18 protein-coding genes are annotated in these 19081 nt (G+C 71.0%); 12 read left to right on the plus strand and 6 right to left on the minus strand.

The features are described 5' to 3' along the window. The 7 genes from J8M50_RS43985 (at nt 1) to J8M50_RS44015 (ending at nt 5439) form a co-directional block, all read left to right on the plus strand. Entirely contained in the window at nt 1–651 is a 651-nt protein-coding gene (locus J8M50_RS43985; protein ID WP_010357080.1) for an amino acid ABC transporter permease, read from the plus strand. Next, nucleotides 648–1385 (plus strand): amino acid ABC transporter ATP-binding protein, encoded by a 738-nt coding sequence (locus tag J8M50_RS43990; RefSeq protein ID WP_010357082.1) that lies wholly within the window; start codon nt 648–650, stop codon nt 1383–1385. The genes J8M50_RS43985 and J8M50_RS43990 overlap by 4 nt, the downstream gene beginning before the upstream one ends. Before the next feature lie 11 nt (nt 1386–1396). Beyond that, nucleotides 1397–2353 (plus strand): sugar kinase, encoded by a 957-nt coding sequence (locus J8M50_RS43995; RefSeq protein WP_040837606.1) that lies wholly within the window; start codon nt 1397–1399, stop codon nt 2351–2353. Nucleotides 2354–2363: 10 nt separating this feature from the next. Beyond that, on the plus strand, nt 2364–2768 hold the full coding sequence (locus J8M50_RS44000; protein WP_010357085.1) for a RidA family protein: 405 nt from the start codon (nt 2364–2366) through the stop codon (nt 2766–2768). After that, nucleotides 2765–3943 (plus strand): alanine racemase, encoded by a 1179-nt coding sequence (locus tag J8M50_RS44005; RefSeq protein WP_010357086.1) that lies wholly within the window; start codon nt 2765–2767, stop codon nt 3941–3943. The genes J8M50_RS44000 and J8M50_RS44005 overlap by 4 nt, the downstream gene beginning before the upstream one ends. After that, nucleotides 3943–4590, plus strand: coding sequence for a bifunctional 4-hydroxy-2-oxoglutarate aldolase/2-dehydro-3-deoxy-phosphogluconate aldolase (locus tag J8M50_RS44010; RefSeq protein ID WP_010357087.1), 648 nt, complete (start codon nt 3943–3945; stop codon nt 4588–4590). The genes J8M50_RS44005 and J8M50_RS44010 overlap by 1 nt, the downstream gene beginning before the upstream one ends. 114 nt (nt 4591–4704) lie before the next feature. Beyond that, nucleotides 4705–5439 carry a polysaccharide deacetylase family protein gene (locus J8M50_RS44015; protein ID WP_010357088.1) on the plus strand — a complete coding sequence of 245 codons (735 nt, stop codon included), beginning with the start codon at nt 4705–4707 and terminating at the stop codon, nt 5437–5439. Here the strand turns inward: J8M50_RS44015 and J8M50_RS44020 are convergent, their stop codons facing one another. After that, the gene (locus J8M50_RS44020) at nt 5440–6456 is read right to left on the minus strand and encodes an ArsR/SmtB family transcription factor (RefSeq protein ID WP_010357089.1); all 1017 of its coding nucleotides are present in this window, start codon (nt 6454–6456) and stop codon (nt 5440–5442) included. A gap of 164 nt (nt 6457–6620) precedes the next feature. Here J8M50_RS44020 and J8M50_RS44025 point away from each other — a divergent pair, with 164 nt between their 5' ends. The 4 genes from J8M50_RS44025 to J8M50_RS44040 all read left to right on the plus strand — a co-directional run bounded on the left by J8M50_RS44025 (nt 6621) and on the right by J8M50_RS44040 (nt 10230). After that, nucleotides 6621–7523: an AraC-like ligand-binding domain-containing protein gene (locus J8M50_RS44025; RefSeq protein WP_010357090.1), complete on the plus strand. Its 903-nt coding sequence runs from the start codon at nt 6621–6623 to the stop codon at nt 7521–7523. Continuing rightward, on the plus strand, nt 7523–8431 hold the full coding sequence (locus J8M50_RS44030; RefSeq protein WP_010357091.1) for a pirin family protein: 909 nt from the start codon (nt 7523–7525) through the stop codon (nt 8429–8431). Before J8M50_RS44025 ends, J8M50_RS44030 begins: the two co-directional genes overlap by 1 nt. Before the next feature lie 50 nt (nt 8432–8481). Further along, nucleotides 8482–9447 (plus strand): D-2-hydroxyacid dehydrogenase family protein, encoded by a 966-nt coding sequence (locus tag J8M50_RS44035; protein WP_010357092.1) that lies wholly within the window; start codon nt 8482–8484, stop codon nt 9445–9447. Between the two features lie 81 nt (nt 9448–9528). After that, a complete protein-coding gene (locus J8M50_RS44040) occupies nt 9529–10230 on the plus strand; it encodes a L,D-transpeptidase family protein (protein ID WP_040837568.1) in 702 nt (233 codons plus the stop codon). 3 nt (nt 10231–10233) lie between these two features. Here the strand turns inward: J8M50_RS44040 and J8M50_RS44045 are convergent, their stop codons facing one another. The 5 genes from J8M50_RS44045 to J8M50_RS44065 form a co-directional block, all read right to left on the minus strand. Next, nucleotides 10234–10860, minus strand: a complete 627-nt coding sequence (locus J8M50_RS44045) for a class I SAM-dependent methyltransferase (protein ID WP_010357095.1) — start codon at nt 10858–10860, stop codon at nt 10234–10236. Between the two features lie 121 nt (nt 10861–10981). Continuing rightward, a complete protein-coding gene (locus tag J8M50_RS44050) occupies nt 10982–12826 on the minus strand; it encodes a phospholipase C (protein ID WP_010357099.1) in 1845 nt (614 codons plus the stop codon). Nucleotides 12827–12896: 70 nt separating this feature from the next. Further along, a complete protein-coding gene (gene efeB, locus J8M50_RS44055; protein WP_010357101.1) occupies nt 12897–14099 on the minus strand; it encodes an iron uptake transporter deferrochelatase/peroxidase subunit in 1203 nt (400 codons plus the stop codon). Then, a complete protein-coding gene (locus J8M50_RS44060) occupies nt 14096–15226 on the minus strand; it encodes an imelysin family protein (RefSeq protein ID WP_010357102.1) in 1131 nt (376 codons plus the stop codon). Before J8M50_RS44060 ends, efeB begins: the two co-directional genes overlap by 4 nt. Nucleotides 15227–15374: 148 nt before the next feature. Then, complete coding sequence (locus J8M50_RS44065; RefSeq protein ID WP_010357103.1) at nt 15375–16175, minus strand: bestrophin-like domain; 801 nt, start codon at nt 16173–16175, stop codon at nt 15375–15377. Nucleotides 16176–16428: 253 nt separating this feature from the next. Between J8M50_RS44065 and J8M50_RS44070 the strand changes: the two genes are divergently transcribed. Continuing rightward, nucleotides 16429–18747 carry an ABC transporter ATP-binding protein/permease gene (locus tag J8M50_RS44070; protein ID WP_223786434.1) on the plus strand — a complete coding sequence of 773 codons (2319 nt, stop codon included), beginning with the start codon at nt 16429–16431 and terminating at the stop codon, nt 18745–18747. Nucleotides 18748–19081: the final 334 nt, after the last annotated feature.

Consider the following 19081-nt stretch of genomic DNA (forward strand, 5'->3'; position numbering starts at 1 on the left):
ATGGACTTCTCGCTCCTGTGGTCCAACCGCGAGCTCTACCTCGACGGCCTGAGGTCCACCGTCCTGCTCTCCCTCGCCGCGATCGGCACCGGCACCCTCCTCGGCGTCCTCGTCGCCGCCGTACGCACCAGCCGCGTACCCGTCCTCGCCCAGCTCGGCCGGGTCTACCTGGAGGTGTTCCGGGGCACGCCGCTGCTCATCCAGATGCTGTTCCTGTACTTCGGCATCGCCTACATCGCCCCGATGGGGCTCACCGTCTTCGGCGCCGCCCTCGTCGCCCTCACCCTCTACCAGGGCGCCTACATCGCGGAGATCTTCCGCGCCGGGATCGAGGCCGTACCGCGCGGGCAGTGGGAGGCGGCGCGCGTGCTGGGACTGGGCCGGGTACGGACGTTCGTCAGCGTCGTCCTCCCGCAGACCCGGACGATCGTCCTGCCGCCGCTCGTCGGGCAGTACCTGTCTCTCATCAAGGACACCTCGATCGCCGTCGTCATCGGGTACGTCGAACTCCTGCGCCAGGGACAGGCCGTCATCGACCGCTCCGGCGACCCCGCCACCTCGTACCTCGCCGTCGCCGCCCTCTACTTCGCCGTCTGCTACCCGCTGTCGCTGCTCGTGCGGCGCATGGAACGAAAGGCGCTCCCCGTATGACCACCGCACGAATCTCCCTGTCCGGAGTGCGCAAGCGCTTCGGTGACCTGGACGTCCTCCAAGGCGTCGACATCGACGTCGAACCCGGCGAGGTCGTCGTCCTCATCGGCGCCAGCGGCTCCGGCAAGTCCACGCTGCTGCGGATCATGTGCGACCTGGAGCGCGCGGACGGCGGCGAGGTGTGGGTGAACGGCGTCCCGCTGCACGACCGTAAGCGCGCCCCTGAGATCTTCGGGCACGTCGGGATGGTCTTCCAGCAGTTCAACCTGTTCCCGCACAAGACGGCACTCGGCAACGTCACCCTCGCCCTGCGCAAGGTCCGGGGCCTCGACAAGGCCGACGCCGAGGAACGCGGCCGGTCCGCGCTCGCCCGCGTCGGGCTCGCCGACAAGGCCGGCAGCTACCCCGCGCAGCTCTCCGGCGGCCAGCAGCAGCGCGTCGCCATCGCCCGCGCGCTCGCCATGGACCCGAGCGTCATGTTCTTCGACGAACCGACCTCCGCGCTCGACCCCGAGCTGGTCGGGGAGGTCACCGGCGTCATGCGGTCCCTCGCCGAGGACGGCATGACCATGGTCGTCGTCACCCACGAGATGCGGTTCGCGAAGGACACGGCCGACCGGGTCGTCTTCATGGACGGCGGTGTCGTCCTCGAACAGGGGCCGCCGCAGGAGGTGTTCGCGAACCCGACACAGCCGCGGACCCAGCAGTTCCTGCACCGCGTACTGGACACGTGAAGGACCACCCCGTGCACCTCCCCCCGGACGTCGTGTGCGTCGGCGAGACCATGGCTGTCCTCAGCCCGCCGACCGCGACCCCCCTCGCCCACCAGACCCACCTCGCCCTCACGGTCGGCGGCGCCGAGTCGAACGTCGCGTGCACGCTGGCGGCGTTCGGACACCGGGCCGCCTGGGTGGGCCGCGTCGGCGCCGACCCCTTGGGACGGCGTGTCCTGAACGACCTGGCAGCGAACGGTGTCGACATCTCGTGCGCAGAGACCGACCCGGACCGGCCGACGGGCGTGTACTTCAAGGACCCCGGCACCGAGGGCACCGGCACGTACTACTACCGCCGGGATTCAGCGGCTACGGCGATGAGTACGGCCTTGACGACCCTGCCCATGCTGCATGACGCCCGCATCCTCCACCTCACCGGCATCACCGCCGCCCTCTCGGACACGTGCGCCGACCTGGTCGAGGCCCTCGTCGTACACCGCGCGATCCCCGGCCCCCTCATCTCCTTCGACGTCAACCACCGCCCCGCGCTCTGGCGCACCGACGCGGCCCCCGCACTCCTCGCCCTCGCCCGCGCCGCCGACATCGTCTTCGTGGGCCGAGACGAAGCGGAGAACCTCTGGCACACGGGCACGGCCGAGGAGATCCGGAAGCTGATCCCCGGCCCGACCCTGGTGGTGAAAGACGCGAGTCATGGAGCGACGGTGTACGCCCCTCAAGAGCCCACCGCCTTCGTCCCCGCCCCCGCCGCCCGCGTCGTCGAACGCGTCGGCGCCGGTGACGCCTTCGCCGCCGGATACCTCGCCGCCCGCCTCGAATCCCGCACCCCCGCCGACGCCCTGCGCCTCGGTCACCTCGTCGCCGCAGCGACCCTCGCGACCCGCGCCGACATCCCCCCGCCCCTCACCCGCACCGCCCTCAACGACCACCTCGCCCTCGACGACGCGGCCTGGTCCGCGCTGACCCTCTAGGAGTACGACGATGAGCCACCGCGCGATCCGCACCGACGGCGCACCCGCGCCCGCCTGGGCCTTCTCGCAGGGCGTCCGCAAGGGACCGATCCTCCAGGTCTCCGGCCAGGGACCTCAAGACCCGGCCACCGGCGCCTACTTGTACGAGGGCGACGTCAAGGCGCAGACCCGCCGCACCCTGGACAACGTCCGCGCGATCCTCGAAGCGGGCGGCGCGGGCGTCGGCGACGTCGTCATGTTCCGCGTCTACCTCACCACCCGCGCCGACTTCGCCGCGATGAACGAGGTGTACGCCGAGTTCATCGCCGAACACGTCCCCGAGGGCGCGCCCAAGCCGTGCCGGACGACCGTGTTCGTCGAACTCCCGCACGAGGTCATGCTCGTGGAGATCGACGCGCAGGCGGTCGTGGAGTGATCCTCGACTGGCGCTTCAAGTCCGTGCCGGACCACGCGTGGGGGAGTACGGCCGCCGAGTTCCTCGCGACCCGCCCCACCCTGGACGAGTTCGGCACACCCCTCCTCACCCTCGACGCGTCCGCCCTCGAACACAACCTGCGCACCATGGCCGACTGGTGTGCGGCGGCCGACGTCGACCTCGCGCCCCACGGCAAGACCACCATGGCCCCCGCCCTCTGGCAGCGCCAACTCGACGCCGGGGCACGGGGGATCACCCTCGCGACCCTCGCACAGGTCCGCGTCGCCCGCGCCTTCGGCGTCCAGCGGATCCACCTCGCGAACGCCCTCCTCGACCCGGCCGGCCTGCGCTGGATCGGCGCCGAACTCGACCGCGACGCCGGGTTCTCCTTCACCTGCTGGGCCGATTCCCCGCGCACGGTCGACCTGCTGCGCTCGGCGTACACCGGGGAGCGTCCGCTCGACGTGTGCGTCGAACTCGGCGCGGAGGGCGGGCGGACGGGGGTGCGCGGCGTGGACGAGGCCGTCGCGGTGGGCCGAGCGATCTGCGCGGACTCGCGGCTGCGGCTCGTCGGGGTGAGCGGATACGAGGGCGCCCTCAAGTCCACCGCCGCGATCGAGAGTTACCTCCGCGACATGGTCGTCCTGCACGAAAGGCTGCGCACGGACGGCCTGCTGGAAGTCCCGGACCCGGTCGTCACGGCGGGCGGCAGCGCCCACTTCGCCACGGTCGTACGGGAGTTGGCGCCCGTCCGCGCCACCGGCACCCGTATCCTCCTGCGCTCCGGCGCCTACCTCATCCACGACGACGGCTACTACCGCACCGTCTCCCCACTGCCCCTCCGCAGCGCGATGCACGGCTGGACCCGGGTGATCTCCCGCCCCGAACCGTCCCTCGCGCTGCTCGACGGCGGCAAGCGGGACTTCCCGTACGACGAGGGGCTGCCCGAACCCCAACTGGTCCGGGGCGGCGGCGCGTTGACCGGCGCGCGGGTTACCGCCCTCAACGACCAGCACACGTTCCTGCGTGACGCGGACGTCCAGGTCGGCGACATCGTCCGCCTCGGCCTCTCCCACCCCTGCACCGCGTTCGACAAGTGGAACCTGATCCCGGTCCTGGACGACGCGAACGCCCCCCACCCTCAAGTCGTCGACCTGGTAAGGACGTTCTTCTGATGCCCGACTTCCTGGACACCCTCGCCGAGGACCGCGTCATCGCGGTGATCCGAGCCCCCGAGATCCCGGACGCCGCAGCCCTGGCCACCGCGCTGGCGGAAGGCGGCATCCCCTGGATCGAGTTCACGTACACCACTCCCGACCTCCCCACCCACCTCCGCCGCGCCGCCTCGGTCCCCGGCTGCCGCATAGGCGCGGGCACGGTCCTCACGGCGGCGCAGGCGGAGGCGGCGATCGAGGCGGGCGCGACGTACTTGGTGACGCCGGGGTGCCGGGAGGAGGTGGCGGAGGTGGCGATAGCCTCACAAGTCCCCCTGATCATGGGCGCGTTCACCCCGACGGAGGTGGCCCGAGCCCTGGATCTGGGTGCGACGGCGATCAAGATCTTCCCGGCCCACTCCCTGGGCCCCCGCTACTTCAAGGATCTCAACGGCCCTTATCCCGCCGCCCCCTTGATCGCCTCCGGCGGCATCAACCCCACCAACGCCGCCCACTTCCTCACCTCCGGCGCCCACGCGGTCTGCGCGGGTTCCGACGTGGTCCCGGCGAACACGGTCGCGACCGCGGACTGGCCCGAAATAACGCGCCGTGCAAAGGGGTTCGTGGCGGCACTCGGTAATCCCATTTCCCTCCCGTCACTCCGGTGACACGGGAATGCCGGCTTCCTCATAGGCGTACGGAAATTCGCAAAACGTACATGCATCCGTATCCTCTCCCGGCGCGTCTCTAGGAGCAAAACCCGCTGCTCCAGGAGGAATTCGATGCGCCGACGACTTGTCATTTCCGTGCTCACGGCCGCGATGTGCGGTACGGCGCTGGTGGGTACGGCCTCGTCCGCGAGTGCTGATGTCAAAGCGGTCAAGGCGGTCAAGGCCGTCGACTGCCGGAAAGTGAAGTGTGTGGCGCTGACGTTCGACGACGGCCCCGTCGCGGACACGAAAAGGTTGCTGAAGACGTTGAGCGACCGGAATATCAGAGTCACGTTCTATCTCGTGGGGCAGAACGTGCAACGCAACCCCTCGGTGGCGAAGTCGATAGCCAAGGCGGGCCACCAGATAGGGAACCACAGCTGGGATCACGCGGATCTCACGAAACTGAGTGCCGCGAAGATCAACGCGGAGTTCTCGCGGACGGACACGGCGATCCGGCAGGCGACGGGCCTCAGGCCGAGCACCGTGCGGGCGCCGTACGGGGCGAACAACGCGGCCGTACGGAAAGCGGCGGCCCGCCCGCTCGTGCACTGGAGCATCGACACCCTGGACTGGAAGTACCGCGACACCGCCCGCCTGATCAAGACGGTCACCACCCAGAGCAGGCCCGGCGACATCGTCCTGATGCACGACATCCACAAGACGACGGTCAGCGCGGTCCCCGCCATCATCACGGGCCTCAAGTCCCGGGGCTTCCACATCGTCACGGTCGACCAGCTGTTCGCCCCGGCGAAACTCCCCGCCGGGAAGGTCACGTACGACAACCGCAAGGCCTACAAACCCTGATCACCAGGGCGAGTCCGGCACCGTCCCGCTCTGCGACAGCAACTCCACGACGGCGTCCCCCCGTTCGGTCCGGCCGATCCACACGTTGCGGCCCTGCCGGTACCGTTCGAGGAGCCCGGCGTCGATGAGCTGCCGGCAGTGGTGGGTGGCGTTGGCGGGGCTGCAATCGAGGAGCTTGGCGAGGCACCCCATGGTGAGGGGATGCGCGGCGGTACGCAGGATGGTGGCGCGCAACGGGCCGACGACGAGGGCGAGGGGATCCTTGGCGGGGGAGGGCGCCACCGCCGAGGACTCCCAGAGGCGCCCGACCCCGGGCAGCGGATAGCCGATCCACACCAGGTCGGGACGGTCGAGCGCGAACATCGACGCCCCCGGCCCGGAGAGGATCGGCACGAGGACGAGCCGGCGCCCGTCGAGCGCGTACGTGTCGGCCTGCGGATCGGGCAGCCGCAGGCTCTCGCCGACGAGCTGGAACCGCGGGCTGAGATCCTGGAGCACCGCCTCCGAACAGTCCTGGAGGACGGCGGCACCGACCCGCTCCGTCTCCCGGCGCAGGTACGCCTCCGCGCCCCGCCAGACCGGCTCGAACTCCTGCCACACCCGCCGCAGCACCTCGGCATAGCCGTGGATCCACTGCTGGGGCCGGTCCACGACGGGCCGCCACTGCGGAGGCACCTCGCCCCCGAACTCCGCCTCCAGCTCGTCCAGCAGCGTCCCCGGCGAGAGGTCCGTCAACTGCGCGAACTGGGCCGCCGCGTCCCCCTCCGGCATGCACGCGGTCGGCGTGACACAGTCCGGGATGATCGAGTACCCGGGCGCGAACAGGGGCCGCAGCACCGCCGCCCCCGCCTCGGGCACCGCACCCCGGACGATCTCCCGCCACTTGCGCGACACCCCGTGACTGCGCGCCCCGAACACGTCGGCCACCAGCGACAACAGCGTCGCGCTCTGATGGGCCGCGAGAGAGATCCGCACCTCGGCGAGCGGGCCGAGACGCAACTCGGTGTGACTGTGCATCGAACGTTCCCCACTGCGCGTCTCAAGACGGGCCGTTCCCGTCGACGAGCGTAGGGAACAGGGCGTGCCCTGCGGGCACCAGCCTGTGCACGAGGACTCCCCATTTCATGCACAACGCCCCAGTACAGTGGCCGTCCGGGCGGGGGATCTGGGAGTGCACCGGCATGACGGACAACGAGGACCGTACGGAGTCGTTCGAGGCGGCGGCCTCGTCCCTGTTCGCCCCGCTGCGGGTGACGGACCCCGTCCCCGTCTTCCACGCGACGTTCGAGCACGCGGCCATCGGCCCCGCCGCCGTCGCCCGCATCAAGGCCACCGGCGCGACCGTCGTCCGCGACGACCGCACCATCACCTCCGCCGACCGCGAATGGGTCCACCTCACCCTCCTGCACGGCGGCCGGCTCGGCGTGGGTCAGGACGGCCGCGCCACCGCGCTGGCCCCCGGCGAGTTCTTCGTCTGCGACAACACCCGCCCCTACCGCATCATCGGCGACGGCCCCACCGACATGACCGTCCTGTGCGTGCCCCGCGCGAGCCTCGGCCGGCACGTGGACGCCATCGGCCGCCGCACCGCCCTCGCCGTGTCCGCCCGTACCGGCATCGGCGCGCTCCTCGGCCACGCCCTGTCCCCGGACGCCCTCCCCGGCCGGGCCGAACCCCGCGCCCACCTCGCGGACGCGCTCACCGCCCTCCTCCTCGCCGAGTTCGCCGACACCGCCCCCGAGCGGGCCCCGGTCGCCAGCGCCCTCGCCGACCGCATCCGCGTCTACGTCCTCGCCCACCTCGACGACCCCCTCCTCACCGCCGAACACGTCGCCCGCCGCCACCACCTCTCCGTCCGCTACCTGCACTCCCTCTTCAAGGGCGCCGACCTCACCTTCACCGCCTGGATCCGCCACGAACGCCTCCTGCGCATCCGCCGCGACCTCCTCGACCCCGCCCTCACCGACCGCTCCACCGCGGCCGTCGCCGCCCGCTGGGGCGTCCTCGACACCAAGCACCTCGGCCGCTCCCTGAAACGCGAGTTCGGCGAGACGGTCGCCGACCTGAGACGCCCCCGGGGATGATGGGTCTCGTGCCGCTCGACAGTGAGGAGCTCCCCATGGACATGGAGCGGATCATCAACCGCGTCACCGACAAGCAGCACCTCGGGCCCGACGCGCAGGTCGACGACAAGGCGCTCGTCTTCGTGCCGGCCGACCCCGCGCTCACCGACCCGTTCCTGGCGCTGGTCGAGGACTGGTTCTCGAAGCCGGGGTTCGAATGGCACCCGCACCGAGGGCTTGAGACCGTCACGACGGTTCTCGACGGCGTCCTCGAACACGGCGACAACCTCGGACACACGGGAGCCCTCGAACCCGGCGAGGTCCAGTGGATGACCGCAGGACGCGGCATCATCCACCGCGAACTGGCCTACCGCGACGAGCACGCGCACGTCCTCCAGATGTGGCTCAACCTCCCCGCAGCGAAGAAGCTCACCCCCTCCCGCTACCAGGACCTCACCCGCGCGGCGATGCCCCGCATCGAGACCCCGGGCGTACGGATCGACGTCCACGCGGGCACCGTGGACGGCGTCACCGGCGCGGCGGACACCCACCACCCGGTCCAGGGCCTGGTCGCGACCCTCGACCCGGAGTCCTCGTACACCCTCCGAGTCCCCCCGGAACACCGCCTGTTCGCGTACGTCATGAACGGCCGCCTGCTCGTCGCGGGACGAGAACTCCACGCGGGCCGCACCGGCTGGTCCGACCCCGTCGAGGGCCCCGCCCCCACGACCCTCCACCTCATGGCCACCGACCCCGAGCACCCCGCCCGCGTCATGATCTACAGCGGCACACCCCTGCGTGAACCCGTGGCCCTCGGCGGCCCGTTCGTCATGAACACCAAGGACGAGATCGCCCAGGCGTTCACGGACTTCCACGGCGGCACGTTCGGCCCGGTCCCGCGCACGGCGAGGCTCGCGTACGACAGGTGACGCACCCCACGCACCCCCCACGCTCCCCGCAGGAAAGGCAGGACCCCCGCATGACCCTCCGCTGCGCCGTACTCGACGACTACCAGGACGTAGCCCTGACCTCGGCGGACTGGAGCCCCCTCGCCGGACAGGTCGACGTCCGCACCCTCCGCGAGAACATCACCGACCATGACCGCCTGGCCGGCGAACTCGCCGACTGCGAGATTGTCGTGGCCATGCGCGAACGCACCCCCTTCGACGCCGCCCTCCTGGAACGGCTCCCGAAGCTGCGCCTCCTGGTGACGACGGGTATGCGCAACGCGTCCATCGACCTCACGGCGGCGGCCGGACAGGGCGTCACCGTCTGCGGTACGGCGAGCAGCGCGACCCCGCCCGCCGAACTCACCTGGGCCCTGCTCCTGGGCCTCGCACGGCACCTCACCACCGAGGCGCGGGCCCTGCGCGAGAACGGCCCCTGGCAGTCGACCGTCGGCCAGGACCTCGCCGGCCGCACCCTGGGCCTCCTCGGACTCGGCCGCCTCGGCAGCCAGGTCGCCCGCGTCGCCACGGCGTTCGGCATGGACGTCCTGGCCTGGAGCCAGCACCTGACAGCGCAGCGCGCGGCGGACGCGGGAGTCCAACTCGCCGCCTCCAAGGAGGACTTGCTGGCCCGCAGCGACTTCGTCTCGATCCACCTCGTCCTCTCCGACCGCACCCGCGGCCTCCTCGGCGAACCCGAACTGCGCGCGATGCGCCCCCACGCGTACCTCGTCAACACCTCGCGCGCGGCGATCGTCGACCGGGACGCCCTGATCCGAGCCCTCCGCGAACACTGGATCGCCGGAGCCGGCCTGGACGTCTTCGAGACGGAACCCCTCCCCGCCGACGACCCCCTGCGCACCCTCCCGAACGTCCTCGCGACCCCGCACCTCGGGTACGTCACCGAGCGGAACTACCGGACGTTCTACGGGCAGGCGGTGGAGGACATCGCGGCGTACCTGGCGGGGGAGCCGGTGCGGGTGCTGACCAAGAGCTGACGTACCCGGTAGGGGGCAAGCGACCCGCCGTTCGGCTCAGCTCGCCCCTCACCGCACCCCCCACCCCGTTTTGCTGGCCCCATGAGGACCAACTGGATGTGGCGTGTGGTGACAGCGGCGGCCGTCCTGGCCGCGACGGCCTCCCCGGCGGCGTCGGCGGCGGACGGCACGTCGCCGTGCACGGCCGGGACAGGCCCGTACCAGCGACAGCTGGAGCGCCACCTGAAACTCCCGCAGGACGGCAGTCAGTCGCCCGCCGACTGCGAGGCGATCCGCGCGTTCCAGGCCCGCAGCGGCCTCTCCCCGGCGAACGGGTACGCCGGCTACCCGACGTACCGCATGGCGCTGGTCGCCCAGGCCGCCCGCAACCCCAACGCGGCCCGCCGCTGCCCGGTCGGCTCGCACCGGGTGGCCTGCGTGGACCTGGGCCGCCAGCTGATGTGGGTGCAGAAGGGCAAGCGCGTGCTCTACACCCCCGTACCCATCCGCTCGGGCCGCGACGGCTACGAGACCCGCACCGGCACCCACCGCGTCCACCTCCGCCACAAGGACCACTACTCGTCCCTCTACAACCGCTCCCCGATGCCGTATACGCAGTTCTTCGACGGCGGCCAGGCGTTCCACGGCTCGTACGGCGACCTCTTCAAGGGCGGTTCCCACGGCTGCGTCAACCTGCGCGTGGGCGACGCGCGGCGGCTGTGGGGCGTGCTGAAGAAGGGGGACCGGGTGGTCGTCTGGGGGACCCGGCCGGGGATCGTGCGGGAGGTCGGCCCCGGGGCGTGAGCCTCAGCCGGTCCGGCGGATCAGGAGGATGTGGTCGACGACCTCGGCCTTCTGACCGCCGGGACCGGTCGCGATACGGCGGGGAGCGTCGGCGCGCTCGACCGTCCAGACCGCCGGATCGAGGCTGATACCGGCGGCGACGTCCTTCGGGCTCGCGTAGTGCGTATCCGGATCCTGGTTCCACGACCACGGCGCCGCCGACCCGTGGTCGACGACCAGCAGCCGCCCGCCGGGCCGCAGCGCGTGCGCGGCCGTACGGAGCGCACTCGCCCGGTCGAAGGCGTACGGCGTTTGCAGAAACTGCGCGCTGACCAGGTCGAACTCCCCGGCGGGGAAGGACTCGCCGAGATCGTGCCGTACGGCGTTGACGCGCTCGCCGAGCCCTCGCGTGCGCGCGAGGTCCGCGAGGCGTCCGACCGCGACCGCCGAGATGTCGACGGACGTGACCTGCCACCCCTGCCCGGCGAGCCACAGCGCGTCGCCGCCGTCCCCGCAGCCGAGGTCCAGCGCGTCGCCCGGCGCCAGCCCCGTCACCAGTTCCGTGAGGCGCGCGTTCGGGCGGGGATCGCCGGCCGCCTCGCGGGCCGCGTAGACGCCGTCCCAGAAGGTGAACGCGTCGGTGGTGTCCATCGGGAACTCCTCGTGTCGGTGGACGGCCAGTCTCACCAGGCGCTCCGCGAGAGGGCACGGAAAGTTGCGGGAACGGCAAAACCGGCCCCGCCAGGACGACGGAGCCGGTTGTTGTCGAGCGTTACGCGGAAGCCCCGCGGGCCCGTCGCCGCAGCGCGAACACCGTCGCCACCGCGCCCGCCGCGAGCACTCCGCCCCCGAGCGCGACCGGCACCACCGGAGACGTCGTGGACGTGTCGGCGGCGACGTTCTGCGCCTTGAGGTCGGCGATGTACTGCGGCGAGGCCGCCGTACGCGGGTAGTGGCTCGGGATCGGCTTGACCGACTTCACGGAGCCGTCCGTGTTCAGCAGCACCTGCTTGTTGTTGGGGTGCCGGAAGTCGAACATCCAGGCCAGGGTGTTCGCGCGCTTGTCGAAGGACCCGTCACCGATCCGCCCGGTGTGCCAGTTGTCCTCGATGAACTTGGTGATCGACGCCTGCTCGGTCGCCGTGTGGTCGATCGCGTTGGCCTTGCTGTACGGCGAGACGACGAGCAGCGGCTGCCGGGTGCCGGGGCCGCAGCGGTCGGCGTACCCGTGCGTCGCGGCCGGTCCTGACTGGCAGGCGGGGGAGTCGACGGCCTTGCCGTTCGAGCCGAGCGTCGAGTCCTTCGAGCCGTTCAGGACCTTCGACGTGACGTGGTCGTACCAGCCGTCGGAGTCGTCGTACGCGATCACGACCGCCGTCGACTTCCACTCCGGGGACTGCTGGAGCGCGTTGATCTCCTTGACCAGGAAGTGCTGTTCGTCGACCGGGTCCGAGTAGGCGGCGTGGCCGTCCTGGTACTCGGCGGCCTTGAGGAAGCTCACCGCAGGGAGCTTGCCGGCCTTGACGGTCGCGTCGAAGTCGGTGAGGTCGTAGTTGTGGTTCGCGCGGCCCGCGTGACCGATCTCGGCGAGGTTCTTCGGCGCGAGGTGGTGCGGGTTCGACGTCGACCTGTAGTACTGGAACGGCGAGTGGTGCGGCGAGTAGTCCTCGACGGCCGCGCCGCCGACGTTCGTGTGCGTGGCGCCCGCGCACTTCGCGTGGTCGTCGCTCTTGCCGTTCCACGCGGTGCTCGGCCGGAACCCGCCCTGGAACCAACCCCAGCTCACACCCTTGGAGTTGAGCAGGTCACCGATGTTCTTGCCCTGCATCTGCGCGAGCGCGTTCGTGCTCGTGCGGTCTTTGTCCGAGCAGTCGTCGAACGCCGGGTCGGGGTCGTTGACGAGCGTGCCGACACCCTTCGCGTCCGGCGAGATCACCGTGTACGAGTCCGGCTTCGCCGTCTTCTCGCCGGTCGCCGGGTCGACGGAGACGACGCCGTGGGTCTGGCCGGAGACCAGGTTCAGCGCGCCGGGCGTGGACGGGCCGTAGACCGAGCTGAAGGAGTGGTCGCCGAGCGCGTAGTGCTGGGCGTAGTTCCACAGCGCGGTGACGGTGTTGCCGTCGTAGTAGTCCATGACCAGGCCGGGCTCACCGAACAGGCCGGTGCACTTGTCGACCTCGGTGTTCTCGACGTACTTGTCTGCCTTGCCGCCGTTCGCCGCGTACTGCTCCGGGCCGTAGGAGTGGTTCTGGTCGCAGGTCATCGCCTGCGCGGAGGTGAGCCGCTTCGGCGCGTACAGGTTCGGATTCTTCTTCAGCAGGCCCGCGTTCGACAGGTTGTCGGCCTTCGGGGTGTGCGCGGCGGCCCGGAACGTCGTGCCGTCCGTGTTCGCGGCCTGCGGGTAGGTGCCGAAGTAGTGGTCGAACGACACGTTCTCGTCGTAGATCACCACCAGGTGCTTGATCGGCGTCTCGGTGTGCGGGGTGCCGTGGTGGCCGTGCGCGGTGGCCGCCGAGGCGGGGACGGCGCCGCTCGCGGCGGCCAGGGCAGCCGCGCCGAGCAGGGCGCCGACGCGTGCCACGCGCCGTACGCCGGAGTGGGTGGGTATGCCGATCATGCGGGTCTCGCCTTCCAGTCAGGACATTCTCATGTGAACTTGAACTTTTCTTGACACCGTCAGGACGCCGTCAGGCCAGAAGAGTTCGGCCCAGCCAGTCCGACCCGTCCCGTACCCCCGGCAGCGCGAAGAAGTACCCGCCCCCGAACGGGCTGACGTAGTCCACCAGCGGCTCCCCGGCCAGCCTCTTCTGCACCGCCTCGAACTGCCGCGCCAGATCCTGCTGGTAGCACGTGAACAGCAGCCCCATGTCCAGGTTCCCGTTGCTGTCCACGCCCCGGTCGTAGTTGTAGCCCCGACGCAGGATGCGCTGACCGTCGGTCGAGGACGTCCGGGGGTTCGCCAGCCGGATGTGACTGTCCAGCGGGATCACCGAACCCTTGGGATCCTGCGGGTAGTTGGGTACGTCCGTCTCGCGCCGGCCGTCGAGCGGCGCGCCCGTGTCGCGGGCCCGGCCGAACATCCGCTCCTGCTCGGTGATCGAGACGCGGTCCCAGAACTCGACGAGCATCCGGATGAGCCGGACGACCTGATAGGTGCCGCCTGTCGCCCACGCCGGTTCGCCGTCGCCCGCGCCGACCCACACCAGGCGGTCCATCTCGCGGGCGCTGCCGGTGTCCGGGTTGGCGATGCCGTCCTTGAAACCCAGGTGGTTGCGGGGCGTTCCCGAGGGGCGCGGGGGGCTGATGAACCCGTCCATGCGCCACCGGATCTGCATCCCGCCGCGTGTGTGCCGGGCGACGTGGCGCAGGGCGTGCAGGACGGTGTCCGCGCTGGCTGCCGTGAACTGGACGCTGAGGTCGCCGTGGCACCAGTCCGGGTTCAGGTCGTCGTCCGGGAACGCGGGCATCTCGGTCAGCCTGTGCGGCTTGCGTGTGGTGAGGCCGTACCGGTCGTCGAACAGGGACGACCCGACGCCGACGGTGACCGTCAGGCCGTCCGCCGCGACGACGGGACCGAGGGTGCCCGAGTCGACCGGGGGTGCGGTGATGCCCGCCTCGTCCGGGCTGCCGCCGGTCGTGAGGAATCTGGCGCGGGTGGTCAACGTCCGTAGCAGGTCGGTGAGTTCGGCGCGGTTCTCGGCGGTCGCGTCGAAGGACACGAACGCCGTCGCCTTCTGGGCGGGTTCGACGATGCCGGACTGGTGGACGCCGTGGAAGGGGGCGGCGGAGGGCGCTGCCACGGCCGTACCCCGGTCGGCGGCCACCAAACCCGTCCCGGCGACCGCAGCCGCCCCGGCCAGGAACCCCCGGCGTCCGACGTCGCCGCTCACGCTGTCCTCCGTACGTCCGTCAGGGCGGCGACGTCCGCCAGCCGCTCGACCAGCCCGCTCACATCCGCGTCGACCTTCTCCCGCTGGGCGCGCGTCAGTTGAGCCAGCGGCTTGTCGTCGACCCCGTCCAGCGTGTGCTGGGCGCGGTCCATCCAGGTGTCCAGTCCGGCCAGCCCCGCGTCCCGGGTCGTGAGCAGGGGCCGCAGGAACCCGAGCAGCGCCCGTGTCCCGTCGAGGTTGGCGCGCACGGTCGCGAGACTGCTGCCGCTCCCGGCGTCCGTCCGCCCGGTCAGCTCGAACTGCACGGCGTTCTCCAGAATCTCGTGCGCCCTCAGTCCGACATCGCCGGGGTCCATCCGCTCGCCCGGCCAGTCCTTCTGGAGCGCGTGTACGGCGGTGTCGAGCGCGGCGGCCGGTGCGCGCAGGGCGCTCGCGGACTCGCCGTGCCACAGTCCCCGCTCGACGCGGTGGAACCCCTCGGTCCGCCCGTTGATCGCCTCGTCCGCGTCCCCGAACGTGCCGTACGCGGCGCCCATCCGCTCGTACACGAGATGCGCGGGCAGCCACGCGGCCCGTGCGGCTGCCAGGTCGCCCCGGTCGACGGCCGCCTTGAGGACGTCCGTCTTCTGCGACAGCTCGACCGTCCGCGCCTCGATCCACTTCTGGTACGCCAGCGTCGGCGGGATCAGCTCCTGCTGGGTCACCGGCAGCGCGGCGGGCCCGCTCCTCGTACGGCTCCCGGTGATCCGTACGGTCGGCCCGGTCACGGCGTCCGCGTCGTCGGGCAGGCACTTGAAGGCGTACGACCCGTTGCCGAGCGTCACCCTCAGGGGCCGCCGCGTCCCGGGTCCGAGCCCCTCGACCTCGCCGTACACCGCGCCGGTCCGGGCGTCGGTGAGATACACCTCGGCGGCGGCGCCGGAAGTGTTGTCGAGGTCGAAGACCTGCCGCCCGCCCGCCGGCTTCTCCCAGCCGCGCCCGCAGTCACCGGACGAGACCTGCACGGTCGTGTGCCGCAGCCCGTCCGCCGCCCCCACCTGCTGCCCCTGCGCCCCGCACCCGGCCACGGCGACGAGCGCGCCGCCCACCAGCAGGGCGACACGGATCTCACGTGCGAAGTTCGGCACGCCGGGCCTCCTGAGGGTCGTACGAACGCGGACGATCGTAAGCACCCCCGAAGACCCGATTCCGCCCCTCTGACCTGCTCCTGACCGAACCCTGGCGCAGAGTTCGCCCACGGTTCACTCACGGAGCGTGACCGGCCGTGCAGTCCATTCAGACGGCGCGACGGTTTCCCTTGTTGTCGCAGGGGAGTTCGGAGTCCGGGTGGTTCATGGTGAAGTCTCGGGTCGCCTGGCGTTCGGCTTCGGTGATCGCGGTCGGGCCGACGTTGACGATGCCGCCGAAGGGGCGGTCGACGTCGCGGATGATGATCAGCGCCGTCGTCAGGAGCATGGTGATCACGACGAGCGTGATCAGCTGGCCGCGGTTGTTGCGGCGGGGCAGGCAGACGCCGAGGGCCACGACGGTGATGGTCAGGGTGGCGAGCAGGAACCAGAAGATGGCGCTGGGGATGCTGGCGGTGGCCTGGGTGAGGCGTTCCTCGCGTTCGTCGGAGCGTTTGTTGTCGGCGGAGATCAGCATGCCGAAGACCGGCCTGCCCTCCAGGGGGCGGAAGGTCTGCCGGAACTGGGTCGACCACACGCTCGGCGCGGCCGAGCCGTCGCCGTCGGACATGGCCGGCCACTCCTGCTCGCGGACGGCACGGGCGTAGCAGACGGCGTCGGCCTGGATCGCGGCCCGCTGCGTCTCGGGCGCGTACTCGGCGGTCTCCACGAGCTGGTCCAGGGCGCGGGCCTCGCCGCGCGAGGCGACCTCGGCCTTGCCGTACGAGCCGTTGGCGGTCACGAGGACGAAGCTCAGCAGCAGGACGGTCATCGTCAGGAGCGGGCCGACCAGGTCCTTGACGCCCATGCCCTCGTCGTCGGCGGAGTTGACCAGCCGGGGCCGCAGCCAGCGGTTGGCGGCGAGACCTGCGAGCAGTGCGAGGACGGCGACGACGATGACGAGGACCACGGACGGCCACCTCCGGGGGGCGGTATCGGGACATTCATCATGATCTTGGCGCTGTGAAAGGTGACCGGAACGGAGCGAGCGTTCACCCACCCCGTTCGAGGGATGGTGTTGCGCCGGTGGGAGCAGTTCTCCCAGCAGGTCAGATCAATACGTCATATTTCACTCTCACGAGTGGATATGTGGTCCGACCTCCGATGTCGCCTCGTTGCTCGGTTAGCGTGAGACCCACTTTTCGCTCTGTACAGGTGATCACTTGTCCCTCCCGTTGGCGATGTCGCCCACATCCGTCGTGCCCGGCCGACAGCGTTGGCGGGTGGACGGCCTGCTCGGCAACCCCGTTCTGGCCCGGCTGCTCGAACTCACCCTGTCGAAGGCCGAGGGCATCGAGGACGTCCGCGCCAATCCCGTCACCGGCAGGGTCCTGGTCCGGCACGACCGGGGACTGGCTCCCCGCGCCGTGGCCCGCATCGTCACCGGCGCCGTGCTCCCTGTCGCCCAACACACGGAACCTCTGCGCGCGGTGCTCCCCGACAGGCCGGAGCCCCGCCCCGCCGCTCCGCGCACCAGGGCCCGGCGCCTGTTCGCCGTCGGCGCCGGAGCCGCTCTGCTCGTGAGCTGCGGCAAGGCGTGCCTGACGCTTCTCGCCCAGCCGCTGGTGAGCATCGGCCTGGCGGCAGCAGCCACCGCCGCAGTGGTCCGCAACGCATGGCGACGCTCCGCACAACGGCATCCACGGGACCCGCAGGGCCACCACGTCTCCCCTCTGCGGCAGCTCATCGGTCCCTACAAACGGCAGGCGGGCCAGGCCGCCCTGTTATCGGTGCTGTGCCAGACCTTCGAGACGTTCCTGTACATGTCCGCCACGTCCGGCCTGCTGCTTCTGCTGCGAGGAGAGAACGCGGCACTGACCGCCCTCGGCATCGTCGGCACCGGTACGCAACTGGCCTTCCTCGCCGGAGCCACCGCGCTCGCCTCCCTCGCCGTGGTCGGTCTCGGCTACGCGGCCGGCATCGCCTGGCGCAACCTCGGCCAGACCATCGAGCACGACTGGCGCACCCGTACCTACGCGCAGGTGCAGCGGCTCTCCCCGGCGGACCTGGAGGGCGAGCGCACCAGCCGCGTCACGTCGGTACTCACCGAGGACATCGGCCAGATCGGCGCCTTCTTCACCCGCGCCCCGCACGAAGCCATGCAACTGGTCACCAGCGTCGCCCTGCTGGTACCGGCGTTCCTGCTGCTCGCCCCCCGGCTCGCCTGGGTCGCCTTCGCCCCGATCCCCCTGATGACCTGGCTCTCCTTCCGCTACCACGAGCGCGCCGTGACCGACCACGTCCGCTCCGGCGAGCGCCGCGCCCGCATGGGCAGCCGCATCACCGACACCCTCCAGGCCACCACCACCGTCAAGGCGTCCTGCACCGAGGAGTACGAGACGGACCTGATGACGGAGCAGAGCGCGGCCCACCGCGCCGGCAACCGCGGCTCCGACCGCAGCGCCGTCACCCAGGACCAGATCATGCGGGGAACGACCATGGCCGCGCTGCCGCTCACCATGATGCTGGGCGGGCGCGCGGTGCTCAGCGGCTCGCTGTCCGTGACGAAGCTGAGCCCGCTCCTCGACCTGCCCGGGCAGGCGCTGTGGCGGCTGTCCCGCTTCGGCGCGGTCACTGACCAGTACCAGCACACCGTCACCGCCGTCGAACGTGTCCAGCGCCTGCACGCCCTGCCCGTCGAACCGCACACCGAGGGCATCCCCCTGCCACGGCAGCGGATCAGGGGCGGCATCGCCCTCGACCGGGTCAGCTACGCCTACCCGGGACGGCCCCGGGTCCTGGACGAGGTGTCCATCGACTTCCCGGCCGGACAGGTCACCGCCATCGTCGGACCGACCGGTGCCGGGAAGACGACCATCGCCAAGCTGCTCATGCGCTTCCGCCACCCCGACCTGGGGCGCATCCTCCTCGACGGCACCGACGTGCGCGACCTGGCCCTGCGCGACGTACGCCGTGCGATCGGATACGTGCCGCAGGAGCCGTTCCTGTTCGACGCCACGATCGCCGACAACATCCGGTACGGCACCCCCGACGCCGGCGACGACCAATTGGTGGCCGCCGCCCGCACCGCCGGTGCGCACAGCTTCATCGCCGCCCTGCCCGAGGGGTACGCGACCCGGGTCGGGGAGCGCGGCGTCGCCCTGTCCGGCGGGCAGCGCCAGCGGATCGCGCTGGCCCGGACGATCCTCGGCGATCCGCCGGTCGTCCTCCTCGACGAGGCCACCTCGGCGGTCGACAACGAGACCGAAGCCGTCATCCAGCACGCTCTGCGGACCTTCGGCCGCAACCGCACGATGATCGTCATCGCACACCGGCTCACCACCGTCCGCACCGCCGACCGTATCCACGTGCTCGACTACGGCGGAGTGGTCAGCGAACAGGGGACCCACGACGAACTGGTGCTACAGGGCGGCCTCTACGCCACGCTGTGGAAGCTCCAGGCGGGTGAGGACGGTGCCGACCCGGCGGAGCGGCACTGGCCGGTTCCCGCTTTTATCCCGGCGGGGAGACAACCGCGATAACTCTGCATCGGCCGTCTGCACGCTTGTGCCACCACGCACGACGCCCATGACTGGCCTCGCGCGACGTGGCGGAGCCCGGGAGTCGTATCCAGCTCCCGGGCCCCTGGTGATGCCACCCAATTGCGCACGCCGATGGCGTTTAAGAGAAAGGATCAGTCGTCAGGCCGACGTGTTCTTCCTTTGAACTACCGCGCCCTGGAAGAGAGGCGCAGGCGAGATTCGAACTCGCATCCGACGGCGTTCGTCCCTTCTCGTTCGATCCGGCGATCGGTGGCGATGCTGAAGCTGGAGCGAGAGTCTGAGATTGATCGCGGTTGCCTCTGCCGGTTTGGGC

This window comes from Streptomyces acidiscabies (assembly GCF_020010905.1).
In the GTDB taxonomy this organism is placed as follows: domain Bacteria; phylum Actinomycetota; class Actinomycetes; order Streptomycetales; family Streptomycetaceae; genus Streptomyces; species Streptomyces acidiscabies.

Excerpts from the sequence above, each read along its gene's own strand:
- J8M50_RS43985 (WP_010357080.1), top strand. The coding sequence starts at position 1 with ATGGACTTCTCGCTCCTGTGGTCCAACCGCGAGCTCTACCTCGACGGC.
- J8M50_RS43990 (WP_010357082.1), top strand. The coding sequence starts at position 648 with ATGACCACCGCACGAATCTCCCTGTCCGGAGTGCGCAAGCGCTTCGGT.
- J8M50_RS44000 (WP_010357085.1), top strand. The coding sequence starts at position 2,364 with ATGAGCCACCGCGCGATCCGCACCGACGGCGCACCCGCGCCCGCCTGG.
- J8M50_RS44010 (WP_010357087.1), top strand. The coding sequence starts at position 3,943 with ATGCCCGACTTCCTGGACACCCTCGCCGAGGACCGCGTCATCGCGGTG.
- J8M50_RS44015 (WP_010357088.1), top strand. The coding sequence starts at position 4,705 with ATGCGCCGACGACTTGTCATTTCCGTGCTCACGGCCGCGATGTGCGGT.
- J8M50_RS44020 (WP_010357089.1), bottom strand. The coding sequence starts at position 6,456 with ATGCACAGTCACACCGAGTTGCGTCTCGGCCCGCTCGCCGAGGTGCGG.
- J8M50_RS44025 (WP_010357090.1), top strand. The coding sequence starts at position 6,621 with ATGACGGACAACGAGGACCGTACGGAGTCGTTCGAGGCGGCGGCCTCG.
- J8M50_RS44030 (WP_010357091.1), top strand. The coding sequence starts at position 7,523 with ATGGGTCTCGTGCCGCTCGACAGTGAGGAGCTCCCCATGGACATGGAG.
- J8M50_RS44035 (WP_010357092.1), top strand. The coding sequence starts at position 8,482 with ATGACCCTCCGCTGCGCCGTACTCGACGACTACCAGGACGTAGCCCTG.
- J8M50_RS44040 (WP_040837568.1), top strand. The coding sequence starts at position 9,529 with ATGAGGACCAACTGGATGTGGCGTGTGGTGACAGCGGCGGCCGTCCTG.
- J8M50_RS44045 (WP_010357095.1), bottom strand. The coding sequence starts at position 10,860 with ATGGACACCACCGACGCGTTCACCTTCTGGGACGGCGTCTACGCGGCC.
- J8M50_RS44050 (WP_010357099.1), bottom strand. The coding sequence starts at position 12,826 with ATGATCGGCATACCCACCCACTCCGGCGTACGGCGCGTGGCACGCGTC.